Consider the following 14,581-nt stretch of genomic DNA (forward strand, 5'->3'; position numbering starts at 1 on the left):
TGACAAGCCCTTTTTTGACCTCTCCCCCAACCCCTCTCCGACACGGAGAGCGGAGCCAAAACCCTAATTTCTCGTTACTCCTCCCTTTCCCCGTGGGAGAGGGAGGTTGTCCGGGAGAGGTTCATCGAACTCACGTTTTGTTACAGCTGATACCCGTTTTTATAGTACAATTGTTCTATGAATTAAAATAGCACGTATTGGCTTCGGCTTCTGCCGAGGCTTTCCCTTTGAGAACAATTAGAGTGAATACCCCAAGTCTTGGGTCTATCTTTGTAGTATGTAAAGAAGCACTTTGACCTAAGACTATGCCTTCTTCTGAAAAATCTCTCACTTATCCAACCAGCCATAAGAGCAATCAAGTCGATAATTACCACGGTACTTCAGTTGCAGATCCTTACCGTTGGTTAGAAGATCCTGACTCTGAAGAAACAAGAACTTGGATTGAGGCACAAAATCAAGTTACTTTTGGCTACCTGAGTGAAATTCCTGCTAGGGAAAAAATTAAACAGCGCCTCACCAAACTTTGGGATTATGAAAAATACGGTATTCCTTTTAAAGAAGGTGAAAGCTACTTTTATTTTAAAAATGACGGGCTGCAAAATCAAAGTGTTTTTTACACCTTGAAAACCCTCGACGACCAACCCAAAGTTTTACTAGATCCCAATAAACTCTCAGAAGATGGCACTGTTGCTCTTTCGGGATTATCGATTAGCGAGGATGGTAAGCTTTTAGCTTATGGTCTATCCTCCTCCGGTTCTGATTGGCAAGAGTGGAAAATACGCGATGTTGAAACTGGGGAAGACCTTCAAGACCACCTGAAGTGGATTAAATTCTCTGGCGCATCTTGGACACACGATAATCAAGGTTTTTTCTACAGTCGCTACGATGAACCAAATGAAAAAACTCGATTAGAAGATGTCAACTATTATCAAAAGCTCTACTATCATCAACTAGGTAAACCTCAATCAGAAGACGTTTTAATTTATCATCGTCCTGACCAAAAGGAATGGGGTTTTAGTGGTGGCGTTACTGAAGATGGACGCTATCTAATAATTTCAATTTGGCTAGGTACTGACTCTAAAAATTTGGTTTTTTCCAAAGATTTAACGAATCCTAATGCGGAAGTCGTAGAACTAATTAACCAATTTGAGGCAGATTATAGCTTTATCGATAATGATGATAGCGTCTTTTATTTTCGCACAGATTTAAATGCACCACGGGGAAGGGTTATTGCGATTGATACCAAAAACCCCGCTCCAGAAAATTGGCAAGAAATCATTCCCCAATCTGCGGAGACTCTCGAAAGTGTCGGTATACTTAATAATCAGTTCGTTGCTGATTACCTCAAAGATGCTCACAGTCAAATCAAAATTTTTGACCTCAAAGGTGGATTTATTCGAGAGGTAGAACTACCCGGACTCGGTTCAGCTGGAGGTTTTGGGGGCAAGCGTTATGATACTGAAACTTTTTATAGCTTTACCAGCTTTACTATACCAGGCACTATTTATCGCTACGATATGGTGACAGGAAAAAGTGAGATTTTCCGTCAACCAGTGGTCGATTTTAATCCTGATGATTACGAGACAAAACAAGTCTTTTATCACAGCAAAGATGGTACTAGAGTACCAATGTTTATTACCCACAAAAAGGGTATTAAATTAGATGGAAATAACCCTACTTATCTCTATGCTTATGGTGGTTTTAATGCTTCAATGACACCTGGCTTTTCTGTGAGTCTGTTAGTGTGGATGGAGATGGGTGGTGTCTATGCGATGCCTAATATCCGCGGCGGTGGAGAATACGGCGAAGAATGGCATCAAGCAGGAATAAAGGATAAAAAGCAGAATGTCTTTGATGACTTTATTGGCGCTGCTGAGTGGTTGATTGCTAACAAGTACACTAAGACACAGAAGCTAGCGATCGCAGGTGGTAGTAACGGCGGTTTATTAGTGGGTGCTTGTATAACGCAACGTCCCGATTTGTTTGGTGCAGCGTTACCAGCAGTCGGCGTTATGGATATGTTGCGGTTCCACAAATTTACTATCGGTTGGGCTTGGACTTCCGAATATGGTTCAGCAGATAATCCAGAAGAGTTTCCCGCGCTGTATGCCTATTCACCATTACACAACATCACACCAGATACAGCTTACCCAGCAACCTTAATTACCACAGCCGATCATGACGATCGCGTTGTCCCTGCTCATAGTTTCAAATTTGCTGCTGCTTTGCAAGAGGCTCACGCAGGTGATGCGCCAACGCTAATTAGAATTGAGACTAAAGCCGGACATGGTGCAGGTAAACCCACGGCTAAAATTATCGAAGAAGCCGCAGACAAATGGGCTTTTTTGGTACGTGCTTTAGATGTGAAATTTTAGTGGGCATTGCCTACCCTATGAGACTAAACTAACTATCGCCCTCACTAACTTCTCTGGCTCTACAGGTTTTGTAATGTGAGTTTGAAATCCTACCTGAAGCGCTCTTTGTTGGTCAATTTCTGCGGCATAAGCGGTTAGTGCGATCGCCCGAATGTTTCCTCCTTGATTCGGTGGGCGAGATCGAATCTGCTGCATCAGCATATAGCCGTCCATCTCAGGCATACCTATGTCACTCACTAGCACGTCAGGAGTGAACTGCTCTAGAGCTTGCAAAGCTTCTAAGCCAGAAGTGACGGCTGTCACATTTGCCCCGCTTTGTGACAGCACAAATGCCTGAAACTCGCGGGTATCGGTATCGTCATCCACCAGCAAAATTTGAACGCCGTCTAAAGGCACTTCTGCTTCTATCTGTGTGTGTATTGGCTCAGATGCGTTGAGCTTTGCTCTTGCCGCAGGCATCGCTCTTGCCTGCTGCATGAGGGGCAATTGGATGATAAAGGTTGCACCTTGATTCTCACCCTGACTTTCTGCTGTCACCGTGCCCCCGTGCATTTCTACAATTTGTCGCACGATCGCTAGCCCCAATCCCAACCCGCCAAATTTGCGTGTCGTTGAGCCGTCTTCTTGGCGAAAATACTCAAATACATGAGGTAAAAACTGGGGATTGATGCCCTTACCAGTATCGATTACCCGAATTTGAGCTAGCCCGTTGAGTTGCCGTAGTTCAACGGTTACTTGTCCGCTGTGGGGTGTGAACTTAACCGCATTGGTAAGCAAATTCCACACTACTTGCTGCAAGCGAGCTACATCACCAGAAATCAGAGCGATCTCAAAGTCAAGATCGAGAGCGATCGCAATATTTTTTGCTTCTGCTGCCAAACGTACCGTTTCCACAGCAGCAGAAATCACAAAAGTCAACCTGACCGGAGCCGCTGTTAAGCTGAGTTTGCCCTGCATGATCCGCGAGATGTCGAGCAAGTCTTCGATTAGTTGCGTCTGTAAATTGGCATTGCGCTCGATAATTTTCAAGGCTTCAGCTCTACGAGCTTCGCTGAGTTTGCCGTTTTGTAGTAACTGCGTCCAGCCCAAAATCGGGTTGAGAGGCGATCGCAATTCATGGGACAGTACCGCCAAAAACTCATCTTTGATCCGGTTGGCGCGATCGGCTGCCTCTCTTGCGGCTTGTTCGCGAACCAGGAGTTGTTCTCGTTCTGCATCAATGCGTTTTTGCTCAGTGATATTGAGTACAGTGCCAACAAACCGTTGTGGATTGTCGGCAGCATCAAAGTAAGCCTGTCCTCTGGCCGCAATCCACCGTTCAACCCCATCCTGAATCCCAATCGTGCGATATTCTGCGTCATACTTGCCGTTGCTGGCCGGATTCAAAGTCCATTGCACCACCTGTTCTAGTCGTTCGCGATCGTCGGGGTGCAATCCGGCAAAAAAGACCTCAATGCTGCTCTCGGCTTCTGGTGGTAAGCCAAACATGGCTTTGCAACCCTCATCCCAAATCAATTGGTTGGTGATGAAATTCCAGTCCCACGTGCCTAATTGGGCAGCTTCGATCGCCATGCGAAAGCGGTTTTCACTGTCGCGCAAGGCGGCTTCAGTGCGGGCGCGTTCGATCAGCGGAGCGACACGCGCTGCAACGTTTTCCAGCAACAACATCTCATCCGCCGTCCAATGGCGCGGCTTGTTGGAACTGACTCCGATCGAAGCTACCCAACGCCCTTCACGGACAAACGGTGCGATGACGTAGGATTGCAGATTGATCGGCGTGTAATTGTCGGCGAAATCCTTTGTCCACGGATGCACGTTCACGTCGTCAATCCCGAACGGTTGACGTGCCGCCGTTTCCCACCATTCCTTCACACCGAAAAGGGAAAGGTCGTAAGTTCCGGCAAGATCCGATCCGTCGAGCCGCCAATCGGGTAAAACCGTTACCTGGCTGCCGTCCGGCGTGACATCGAGATAATAGCAACGGTGTCCGTTCAAAAACGTTCCGACTTCGCGCGTGACGATGCGGTTGATTTCCACTGCATCCGTCACTGTGCCGAGTCTTCGGCTTAACTCGGTTAAAAACTCCACTTGTCGTTCGGCTTGTTTGCGCTGGGTGATGTTGCTGAAATAAACGCTGATGCCGTTTGGGGCCGGGTAGGTGCGAACTTCGTACCAGCGATCGTGATCCGGGTAAAACGCGGTCATTGACGCAGCCACACGATCGCGCATGGCGCTCCAGTAAACCTGGGCCAATTCATTGCTAATCAGTCCTGGATATTCTGACCACAAATTCTTGCCAACTAAATCGCCTGGAGTGCGATCTAGTAGTATTTCGGCAGATGGATTCATATAAGTAAACTGCCAGTTCTCATCCAGTGCAAAGAAGGCTTCAGCGATGCTCTCTAAAATATTTCGAGTCTGCTTCTCGCTTTGGCGCAAAGCTTGCTCTACCTGTTTGCGCTCGGTGATGTCTCGCGTCACGCCTGCCACTGCATCTACTACGCCGTTTATGCCCAAAATTGGCACGAAAATGTATTCATAGGCGCGTGTGCCGATTGCGCTAGTGTAGGGCATTTCATCCTTGAGCGGCTGGTGCGTGGCGATCACCTGTTGAATCTGCTGCTGAAGTCGGGTTGCTAAATCGGTTGGATAATCCAGCTCAAAAAAGTTTTTTCCCAAAGCTTCATGCGAAGTTTTCTGCCAAAGATTGAGCAACGCCGGGTTGACATACGTGAACCGTCCCGCCAAATCAAAGGTGTAAATAAAATCGGGAATTGCAGCGACAAGCGCGTCAAACTTCCGCAGTTGCCCTTCCAGTTCGGTGCGGCTCTTGCGTAATGCTGCTTCAGCACGGGCACGCTCGACAGCTGCCCACGTCTGCTCTGCGGTTTCCTCGACTCGTTTCACCTCATCTTCCGTCCACTGGCGAGGGTTTGCCTGATGCACCGCCAGCAAAGCGACAAATCGATCGTTCTCGATCAGCGGCACATCAATATGCGCGGCAATATCGATTGATCGATACCTTGCCTTTTCGCTGGCTGTGTATTTAGAGTAGTTGACCACATCAGGAACGATCGCCGTTCGCCCCGCTCGATGGTCATCTGTCAGGTTGCGCCCAAAGTCTTCTAGATGGTACAGTCCGCTCAGTTCGGCAACGCCGTTCGTGTAGTTTTTATGAGCGATGATCTCCTTACTGCCGGGTAACACTTCGATGTAAATGACGCGGCTTGCACCTAGAGACTCGCCTAGAATGCGGGCAGCGATCGCCTGAATCTCATTAGCATCAGTCAGCGGGCGTAGCGCATTGGTGAGCTTGACTCGAAGCGCATCGGCTTGGGCAGCTTGAGGCAAGGTATCTGTTGATGTGCTAACCGACAGCAGATCGGATTCTAGCTGCTGGACTCGATCTAGTTCTGTCAACAGGATCTGCACAGCCGTTTTTAGACTGTCCGACCAGGTTTCGACGGCCCCTAGCGACGTTTGCGACCAATCGTGCGATCTCAACAATGCACCTATCTCGCCGCCACCAACAAAGAGGTTTTCAGCCTTGGTGCGATCGGCAGCCCATCTCTGGCGGTGTCGCATTTCCCGTTCTAAAGCCTTAACTATTAAATCATTAAATGATTCGCTACCTTCCTTGAGTTTCCTGGCTTTTGCAAGCAAGTCAGGCGGAAAACAGATTGTTAAGGCTTCGCGTTCCATAGCAATGAGTGTAACCAGATATGGATACCATTTATTGTATTGTGCCCATAGAATAGTAAGACTAAGTTTGCTTCCACTCTCTTTATCTGCAATCAGAGGGTGAGTTTTAATATTGATAGATGAGTTAAAATTCAATCAATCACTCACTCTAGGCAAATATTAATTATGAAATGGGAAGAAGTTTGCGAACACAAACAATTACAAGATTTACCCTTCAAAATCGAATTAAATAAATGGGGTCAAATCGTCATGAGTCCAGTCAAAATTAAACATTCTTTTTATCAAGGAAGAATCCAACGTTTATTAGAATCTTTATTGAATATAGGAGAAGTCATGCCAGAATGCGCTATCAACACATCAGACGGTGTGAAAGTTGCTGATGTTGTTTGGTGTTCAGAAGAACGATTTTCTCAAATTGAAGATGAAGTATCAGCGTCTATTGCACCAGAAATTTGTGTAGAAGTCAAATCAACTGGTAACACTTTGGAAGAAATGGAATTTCAAAGAAATTTATATTTAGAAGCTCAAGCTATTGAAGTATGGTTATGTAATGAACAAGGTCAAATGACATTCTATAATGAGCAAGGCGAGTTAGAGCAATCTTTGTTAGTTTCTAAGTTTCCTAGACAAATTAAACGGTAATTTTAGAGAACAAGGGAGAAAGCGACCGCCTAAATTACTTCTTTTTAAAATGTATCTTAAAAGTCTTGATAATCTTTAATTAAAACCTGGATAAAACTAACCTTTACTTCATTTAAATTATTATCTATTTCATAAATCATGCGATATCAACCTTAACAAAGGGTTAAGCAATAATAATGAAGACAAACAATTATTTACCTTCACCCTCAATACGCTTCGGTTAAGATTTTTTGATAAAAATTCTAGATTATTAAAGATGCGAGAAATCACCCTCTCTACAAAGGAATGATTATTGTAGAGACGGCGATTCCTCGCGTCTTGCCTTAACCAAACAGTATTACCGCTTTTCCCGATGTGAGCAAGAAGTTTGATATTTTTATCCTTCTTGTGCGGTTAAAACGCGACAGCTTGAGCTGTACCGGTCAAATGGATTGTCGTATAAGTTTGTCTTTGCCCCTGGTTGAATTTAGGAATCACAGAAAAGAGATTTGTTGTTGTGATTCCCTTAGTTTCTACTGGCGCTGAGTTGGTTTTTCCAAGGTTTACACGGGGTAAAATCAAAGTAAACACGGTATTGCCAGTATCTACTGTCTTACGGATAGTCACACTTACTAATGTACCAATTTCTGTTTCTACACTACGGATCTGCTCGGTACCTTGAAAGTTTAATGTCTGTTGCTTATCTTTATAGGTAAAAAGGGGCTTGCCAGTAAAGCTTGTCGTTGAGTAGCTAATGCTGACATTCTTACCTTGAAACTGGTATAAGTTTGGTACTACTTCTGAGGCATTAGCTGATAATACAGGTATTGCTGTTAACAGCATACCTAATGTAAACGATCCAATCAAATTTCTTGTTTGCATATCTAAAAAAGTTTTTGCTAGTTTGACGGAGATACTTACCCGAATGGGATGACAATAGGTATCAAATCAATTTTAAAAGTAGATATTGCTACAATCGTGTAAAATGGAACACATTGCAATGCTTGTTAATATATTTGCAATAATTTCTAATATTCTGTAAAAGTTTGCTCTGCGAACCTGATAACCCTTGGGTAGTTTTAACAAATGCACCCAGATATGCTATGGGCAAAAAAGTAGTACAGCAATAAGTTTATATATCATCTTCCCCTGTCACATTTGTTTTAAGGGAATTTTGATTTCATTTTTGTCTTATTCCCTCAATAACTAGCAACTTGAGTTAGATTTAAATTTTGAAATACCCTTTGGGGTTTTATTTTAAAATTGGAAATTTTGTATTGCTTATGAAACGGCGATCGTACATGATGCTTTTAGGATTTTTCCTCAGCCTTATTTTAACTATCGTGCCAATGCATGGCAATTTCACTAATGCTGCAACACCAACAGCAGTCACACCTGTTTCAGCCCTCTCATTCACCCAAGGAGTGCAAAAAACGGTATTAGACAACGGCTTAACGGTACTAACTAAGGAAGTCCATACTGCTCCCGTGGTGAGCGTGCAAGTTTGGTATAAAGTTGGCTCACGCAACGAGGTTAAGGGAGAGAATGGTATTTCTCACCAGCTAGAACATTTGATGTTCAAAGGTACAAATGACCGTCCAGTACAGTTTGGACGGTTGTTTAGTGCTTTGGGTAGCCAGTTCAATGCTTTTACTAGTTATGACGAAACAGCTTACTTTGGCACAGTGCAGCGAGACAAATTAGAAGCACTGCTGACACTAGAAGCCGATCGCATGGAAAATTCCTTAATTGGACCTGAACAACTCACCAGTGAAAAGCGGGTGGTGATCTCCGAGTTACAGGGATACGAAAATTCACCAGGTTATCGTCTGAGTAAGGCAGTGATGCGAGCTGCTTTCCCTAATCGAGCTTATGGTTTATCGGTGGGAGGCACAAAAGCCGATGTCGAGAAATTCACGGTCGAGCAGGTACGGAATTATTACCAAACCTACTACAGCCCAGAAAATGCCACATTGGTGATTACCGGAGATTTTGCCACAAAACCCGCACTCAAAGTTGTCCAAGAAACTTTTGGGAAGTTATCGCAACGAGCAAAAAAGAATACGGTAGTCAATAATGCCAGGAGAACGATTGATAATTCCTCGGCATCTTCTTCTGTTGCCAACGCTTCTCCATCTACCCCTGCTGCGAAAAAAGCACCGATTGTCCTCAAGCAACCTGGAAGTACAGCACTATTGCAAGCGGTGTATCCTCTGCCAGATATTAAACATCCTGATGTTCCAGCAATTGATTTGATGGATGCCATTCTTACAGGTGGACGTAGTTCTCGACTTTATCAGGCTTTAGTGGAATCTGGACTGGCTAGTTCAGTGAGTGGTGGTGCTGCCGAACTGATCGAACCGGGTTGGTATGAAATTAATGCTACAGCGGCTCCCGGTCAAGAACTAGGGAAAATTGCCCAGGTACTCCAGGAATCTTTAGTAAAATTGCAAGAGCAGCCTGTTACCTCAGAAGAGTTGAAGCGGGCAAAGACGCAACTGCAAGCCTCGTATATTTTGGGTAATCAAGATATCACTAGTCAAGCTAATCAACTGGGATATAACCAAACGATCGCAGGGGATTATCATTTTATTGAAAGGTATCTGGCTGCGATCGCAAAAGTAACTCCTGCTCAAGTCCAAAAAGCTGCAAAAACTTACCTCAATCCGGCTCAACAAACCATTGGTTTCTTTGAGCCGACTCAACCAGATGGTAAACCAGGAACTTCTAGCGCTGGTTCTAGTCGCACGGTGGAAAATTTCAGCCCTGGTAAGCCTGTAGATCCAGCAGAACTAGCAAAATATTTGCCACCTGCCACATCAGAGACAGATTCAGCTAAACAATCACTACCAGAAGAGTTTACCTTAAAGAATGGTTTGAAGGTTCTGCTGTTGAGCGATCGCAATCTTCCCACTATTAACTTAAGCGGACAAATTGACGCTGGTAGTGAATTTGACGGCAATCAAAAAGCTGGATTAGCGAATCTAACTGCAAGCAACTTAATGAATGGGACGCAGACTAAAAATGCTCTGACCCTAGCAAAAACCTTAGAAGACCTGGGAGCCGATTTGAGTTTCAGCGCTAGCCGCGAGGGAACTAGCGTTAGTGGTGAGGGACTTTCAGCAAATTTGCCAATATTGATTCAAACTCTGGCAGATGTGTTAGAAAACGCCACTTTCCCCGCAGATCAGTTAGAACTAAGTCGCCAAAGGGCATTGACAAGTCTGAAAGTCCAGCTAGATGACCCTAGAGGTTTGGGAAGGCAAGTATTCCAACAGGCAATTTACCCTGAAAATCATCCATTCCACAGCTTTCCCACAGCCGAGAGTTTAAAGACTATTACTCGTGATGATTTGCTTGGTTTCTACCAGACACACTACCGACCGGATACCACAACGATCGCCTTAGTAGGAGACTTCGAGCCAGCTAAGGTAAAAGCTTTGCTAAATGAAGTCTTTGGTAAATGGCAAGCCACAGGTAAGCCACCTGTTCTTAAAATACCAACCGTACCATTTCCGAAAACTTTGACACAACTAAATAAAGTAATTCCCGGTAAAGCTGAGGCTGTTACTTACATCGGCTACAACGGCATCTCCCGGAAAGATCCACGTTATTATGCGGCATTGGTGCTAAATCAAATTTTGGGTGGTGATACCTTAGCCAGCCGCTTGGGTACAGAAGTGCGCGATCGCCAAGGTTTAACCTACGGTATATATAGTGGTTTTGCTGCTGGGATCAATCCGGGGCCCTTCTTGATTCAAATGCAAACTGCTCCTCTTGATGCTCAAAAAGCGATCGCCAGTACTCTCGCATTACTAAAACAGTTACGCGAGCAAGGAGTAACTGAAGCTGAATTAAACGCAGCAAAACGCTCAATTACCAATAGCTATCCTGTGGATTTAGCTAATCCTAGTGATGTATCAAGCATCATTTTGGATAATGCTGTCTTGGGGCTTTCACGGTCAGAAATCCGAGAGTTTCCTCGACGGATTGAAGCAGTCACTATGGCTGATACACAAAAGGCAATTGAAGATTTAATTAAGCCAGAAAATCTGGTGATTGTCACCGCCGGGCCTGGAGATAGTGTAACCAAAGGCAGCTAATCACCTCAGATACATACTAATGGGATTTGATTCAATACAGTTCAGTTAAGAAAAATTGTAGGTTGGGTGAAGCAAAGCGCAACCCAACAAAGCTATGAAAATGTTGGGTTTCGTTCCTCAACCCAACCTACACAACTAAAATCCAAAATGGTATAACAATCCTATCTGATTGGTAAAAATCGCAATAATAAAATCCCCGATTTCTTTAAAAAGTCGGGGATTTCATTGTTTACGAATGATTTAGTAGGATGGCTAATATCACCTTCGTACTTCTTGCCTCCTGCCTCCTGCCTCCTGCCTTCTGCCTCCTTTAAATTGAATAAGACACTGGAAAGGACTTTGCATCCTTTGGCTTCACATACACTCGCTGTAGAGGTTCTAACTTTAAGTCATTAAAGCGATCGCGTGTTAAATGCGCCATCACTACTTGCCCGTCATCGAAAGTTAATTCCACCTGAATTTCCCAACCCAAATGTATTAATCGGCTTACTGTTGCAGGTGTAGTGGTACCGTTAGCAGCCTTTTCTAAAATCACATCTTGCGGGCGCAAAAATACTTGTGGGTGTGGCGCATCAAACCCGCTACTTTGAAAAATCTTCGAGTTGCTGGGTAACACATTCACCGGGCCAATGAAGCTCATTACAAATGCGGTGGCAGGATTATCATAAATTTCAGATGGTGTCCCCACCTGTTCTACACGTCCTTTATTCATCACCACAACCTCATCGGAGACTTCCATTGCTTCTTCTTGGTCGTGGGTGACGAAAACTGTGGTAACATGAACCTCATCATGGAGGCGGCGTAACCATGCCCGTAAGTCTTTGCGGACTTTAGCATCAAGTGCGCCAAAGGGTTCATCTAGCAATAAAACTTCCGGTTCTACTGCCAAAGCCCTAGCTAAAGCTACGCGTTGTCTTTGACCGCCAGAAAGTTGTGATGGATAGCGATCGCCTAATCCAGTCAATTGCACCAATTCGAGTAACTGTTCTACTCGTCCTTTAATCCTCTTTGGCTGTGCCTTACGAATTTCTAAGCCAAAGGCAATATTTTGCTTAACTGTCAGATGCTTGAATAGAGCATAGTGCTGAAATACAAACCCAATATTTCGTTGTTGCACACTTTGGTATGTAGCGTCCTTACCGGTAAGCAGGATTTTACCGCTATCTGGCATTTCTAAACCTGAAATTAACCGTAGTAGCGTAGATTTACCCGATCCCGATGGACCAAGTAATGCAACTAGCGAACCACTCTTAATTTCTAGGCTAACCTCATCAACTGCCTTGAAACTCCCAAATTGTTTGGAGACGTTCTCAACTACTATACCCACTGCTACTATAACCTCTGCAACTAAATCTACAGATCCTTGGTAGGATTACTGTGTCCTACATATACCATATATTGTTATTTATGGATGAACAAGATTTAGCTACCGCAACTACCGCAATCGAGGAAGCTACAGTCAGCACCACTGCAATCTAGGGAACTACAATCAGCAGCACCACAATCTAGGGAAGCACAATCGGGAGTTATGCTAACGATCTCGACACAATTACAGCCCAAATCGGCACAATCAAAACAGTTGGTATTGTCGCTACTAATAAATGAAGATTTTTGAGTAACTTTACCAGATGCTTGTCGTTGCTGCATGTCTCTTTCCTCCTCTGTAGATTCTTCTGAGTTTTCGCTCTGCATTCGCAATATTTGATTGGCTTGCTTGCAAGCTTGAAATCGTTCGCGGGAATTAACAAAAGCTGCTTTTAACCCTTCCTTAGCAACTATCCGCTTAATGTATTGCGAGCAAGATTCGCCGCCATATAGTATTCTGTGGGCACAAGCAAAACCTTTGTGCGGAGAAATATGTTTTTGATATCCAGTAATTGCGGCAGTACTAATTTGTCTAGTAAAAGAATCGAATAAGGAAATCTGCATATTTTATAACTGGGGCATTGGGCATTGGCACTAACCAATATTCTTTTGTACTTACGCAAAAGCTCTTTGAAACTCTTATTTCTTTGTGTTATACCCTGCAAGAAGCCGCTTTGCATCTATGAGGTTCGTTTTTCATGATTTTGCGTAAATCCTGTTCTTCATTCTTCCCAATACTCAATACCAAATACTCAATACCCCAGGTTCAATTCGTATCGAAACATTAAGGAATATTGCATTTGTGCAGAAACCTGGAGGTAAAGCGCCAAATCACCAGAAAGACCGTGGTAGTATGCTCTCGGTAAATGTGAAGATTGGGAGAAAGACCTTTGACACTACGGGTTGCTGTTATTGGGTCAGGCCCTGCTGGTTCATCTGCCGCAGAAACACTGGCAGCCTCTGGGATTGAAACCTACCTGTTTGAGCGCAAGCTAGATAATGCGAAGCCTTGCGGGGGTGCAATTCCCCTATGTATGGTGAGTGAATTTGACTTACCACCAGAGATTATCGATCGCCGGGTACGGAAGATGAAAATGATTTCACCTTCCAATCGCGAGGTTGATATCAATCTGGTAAATGAAGAAGAATATATAGGAATGTGCCGCCGGGAAGTGCTGGATGGCTTTTTGCGCGATCGCGCAGCCAAACTAGGCGCAAATTTAATTAATGCCACTGTTCATAAACTCGATATACCAGGAAACAATACCGATCCCTATACGATTCATTACGTTGACCACACAGATGGGATATCACAGGGTATTGCCAAAACTCTGAAAGTGGATCTAATTATTGGGGCGGATGGGGCTAATTCCCGCGTTGCCAAAGAAATGGACGCTGGGGATTACAATTATGCGATCGCTTTCCAAGAGCGAATTCGCTTGCCCGAAGACAAAATGGCCTACTATAACGATCTCGCCGAAATGTATGTCGGTGATGACGTTTCTACCGATTTCTACGCTTGGGTTTTCCCCAAATATGACCACGTAGCTGTCGGTACTGGTACGATGCAAATCAATAAAGCCAGCATCAAACAGTTACAAGCTGGTATTCGCGCCCGTGCATCCGAGAAGTTGGCAGGCGGTAAAATCATCAAAGTTGAAGCCCACCCCATTCCCGAACATCCCCGTCCCCGTCGTGTTGTCGGTCGCATCGCTTTGGTGGGAGATGCTGCTGGTTACGTTACTAAGTCCTCTGGTGAAGGTATTTATTTTGCCGCTAAATCTGGGCGGATGTGTGCCGAAACCATTGTCGAAGCATCTAATAATGGTAGCCGTATTCCTACAGAAGGCGACCTGAAGGTTTACCTGAAGCGTTGGGATAAAAGATACGGACTCACTTATAAGGTGCTGGACATTCTGCAAACCGTATTCTATCGTTCTGACGCCACCCGCGAAGCGTTTGTAGAAATGTGTGATGACCTCGATGTACAACGGCTAACATTCGATAGCTATCTGTATAAGACGGTTGTCCCAGCTAATCCGATCACTCAACTGAAGATTACTGCCAAAACCATTGGTAGTCTAATTCGCGGTAATGCCCTTGCACCTTAATTGAGTGGCACTTCCAACAAATAAATTACCCGATTTTGCCGATTGGAAAGAATGTCAAATTGAAATTGATCGGTAAACAAGTTCGTAGTAAGGACTTTAGTCCTAGATTTTTAAGCACTGAAGTGCTTACTACAAACTCATCATATTTAATGAGACATACCACTTGGTAATACCATTTTAGATTTTGGATTTTAGATTTTGGATTGGGAATTGCCTTGGTGCGTCTGACTTGGTGTGAATCCATCTGTCGCAATCATTTTTCAAAATGGTATAATTTGTGAACGTCAAAAGTATTTATTTATAC

8 protein-coding genes are annotated in these 14,581 nt (G+C 44.2%); 4 read left to right on the forward strand and 4 right to left on the reverse strand.

Going from position 1 to position 14,581, the window contains the following annotated elements; all coding sequences use genetic code 11:
• The first annotated feature begins 305 nt into the window (after positions 1-305).
• Positions 306-2,375 carry a prolyl oligopeptidase family serine peptidase gene (locus NSTC731_RS20380; protein WP_445626526.1) on the forward strand — a complete coding sequence of 690 codons (2,070 nt, stop codon included), beginning with the start codon at positions 306-308 and terminating at the stop codon, positions 2,373-2,375.
• A gap of 15 nt (positions 2,376-2,390) precedes the next feature.
• Here the strand turns inward: NSTC731_RS20380 and NSTC731_RS20385 are convergent, their stop codons facing one another.
• Positions 2,391-6,077, reverse strand: a complete 3,687-nt coding sequence (locus tag NSTC731_RS20385; RefSeq protein ID WP_445626527.1) for a YlcI/YnfO family protein — start codon at positions 6,075-6,077, stop codon at positions 2,391-2,393.
• A 165-nt stretch (positions 6,078-6,242) separates the two neighbouring features.
• On the opposite strand from NSTC731_RS20385, the gene NSTC731_RS20390 reads away from it, so the two are divergent.
• Positions 6,243-6,719: a Uma2 family endonuclease gene (locus NSTC731_RS20390; protein WP_445626528.1), complete on the forward strand. Its 477-nt coding sequence runs from the start codon at positions 6,243-6,245 to the stop codon at positions 6,717-6,719.
• Between the two features lie 393 nt (positions 6,720-7,112).
• On the opposite strand, the gene NSTC731_RS20395 is transcribed toward NSTC731_RS20390, so the two are convergent.
• Complete coding sequence (locus tag NSTC731_RS20395; RefSeq protein WP_445626529.1) at positions 7,113-7,580, reverse strand: hypothetical protein; 468 nt, start codon at positions 7,578-7,580, stop codon at positions 7,113-7,115.
• 401 nt (positions 7,581-7,981) lie between these two features.
• On the opposite strand from NSTC731_RS20395, the gene NSTC731_RS20400 reads away from it, so the two are divergent.
• Positions 7,982-10,801 (forward strand): M16 family metallopeptidase, encoded by a 2,820-nt coding sequence (locus NSTC731_RS20400; RefSeq protein WP_445626530.1) that lies wholly within the window; start codon positions 7,982-7,984, stop codon positions 10,799-10,801.
• A gap of 310 nt (positions 10,802-11,111) precedes the next feature.
• On the opposite strand, the gene NSTC731_RS20405 is transcribed toward NSTC731_RS20400, so the two are convergent.
• Positions 11,112-12,128 carry a sulfate/molybdate ABC transporter ATP-binding protein gene (locus NSTC731_RS20405; RefSeq protein ID WP_445626531.1) on the reverse strand — a complete coding sequence of 339 codons (1,017 nt, stop codon included), beginning with the start codon at positions 12,126-12,128 and terminating at the stop codon, positions 11,112-11,114.
• Between the two features lie 95 nt (positions 12,129-12,223).
• Entirely contained in the window at positions 12,224-12,730 is a 507-nt protein-coding gene (gene yidD / locus NSTC731_RS20410; RefSeq protein WP_445626532.1) for a membrane protein insertion efficiency factor YidD, read from the reverse strand.
• Between the two features lie 326 nt (positions 12,731-13,056).
• On the opposite strand from yidD, the gene chlP reads away from it, so the two are divergent.
• On the forward strand, positions 13,057-14,277 hold the full coding sequence (gene chlP, locus NSTC731_RS20415; RefSeq protein WP_445626533.1) for a geranylgeranyl reductase: 1,221 nt from the start codon (positions 13,057-13,059) through the stop codon (positions 14,275-14,277).
• Positions 14,278-14,581 lie beyond the last annotated feature (304 nt).

The sequence above is a fragment of the Nostoc sp. DSM 114167 genome (assembly GCF_052692655.1).

Bases quoted from the DNA above. Each gene is read 5' to 3' on its own strand.
- NSTC731_RS20390 (WP_445626528.1), top strand. From the start codon at position 6,243: ATGAAATGGGAAGAAGTTTGCGAACACAAACAATTACAAGATTTACCC.
- NSTC731_RS20395 (WP_445626529.1), bottom strand. From the start codon at position 7,580: ATGCAAACAAGAAATTTGATTGGATCGTTTACATTAGGTATGCTGTTA.
- yidD (WP_445626532.1), bottom strand. From the start codon at position 12,730: ATGCAGATTTCCTTATTCGATTCTTTTACTAGACAAATTAGTACTGCC.
- NSTC731_RS20380 (WP_445626526.1), top strand. From the start codon at position 306: ATGCCTTCTTCTGAAAAATCTCTCACTTATCCAACCAGCCATAAGAGC.
- NSTC731_RS20400 (WP_445626530.1), top strand. From the start codon at position 7,982: ATGAAACGGCGATCGTACATGATGCTTTTAGGATTTTTCCTCAGCCTT.
- NSTC731_RS20385 (WP_445626527.1), bottom strand. From the start codon at position 6,077: ATGGAACGCGAAGCCTTAACAATCTGTTTTCCGCCTGACTTGCTTGCA.